This is a genomic window from Burkholderia sp. WTPI3 (assembly GCF_021483755.1).
GTDB lineage: Bacteria > Pseudomonadota > Gammaproteobacteria > Burkholderiales > Burkholderiaceae > Burkholderia.
The window spans coordinates 1-646 of sequence record NZ_JAGIXF010000229.1; the positions used below are offsets into that span (position 1 = coordinate 1).

Consider the following 646-nt stretch of genomic DNA (forward strand, 5'->3'; position numbering starts at 1 on the left):
CCATTCGCGGTTTAGCAATTCGTCTCGCAGTTTGCCGTTGAAGCTTTCGACGAATCCGTTTTGCCATGGACTGCCAGGCGCAACGAAGGCCGGACCGATTGCAGCGTCTCGCAGCCAACGCATGACCTTGGCAGCGGTAAATTCGGCGCCGTTGTCCGACCGAACAAACGCGGGCTTGCCGTACAGCCGCATGAGTCGCGATAGCGTCAAGATCACGTCCTGCGACCGCAGGCTGGCGCCAACCTCGATCGCCAGACACTCGCGGGTGTATTCATCGATCACGCATAGCATCTTCAAGGCCCGGCCATCCACTAGTTGATCGTGCACGAAGTCATAGCTCCAAACCGAATTGGGCTGTGTGGCGCCTGGCAGGCGTATGTCGTCGCCGCAACGACGTCGGCGAGGACGTCGGCGCGGAATGTTGAGCTGAAGGGCTCGCCACATTCGCCGCACGCGCGATTCGCTCAACGCCAGCCAGGCCGACATCCGGCGATAGCCGAAGCGCGGCACCTCTTGCGCGGCCGCCATCAGCCTCTCGCCCAAACTCCGATCCTTCTCCGGTTGCTTGAGCGTATAGGTCGCCACTCGGCGGCTCAGTCCCAGGTAGCGACATGCCTTGCGTTGCGAGAGCCCCCGCCGAGTCAGG

General features: G+C 62.2%; 1 protein-coding gene. It reads right to left on the reverse strand.

Going from position 1 to position 646, the window contains the following annotated elements; all coding sequences use genetic code 11:
- On the reverse strand, positions 1-646 hold a 646-nt coding region (locus J7024_RS37030), incomplete at both ends, for an IS3 family transposase (protein ID WP_234746066.1).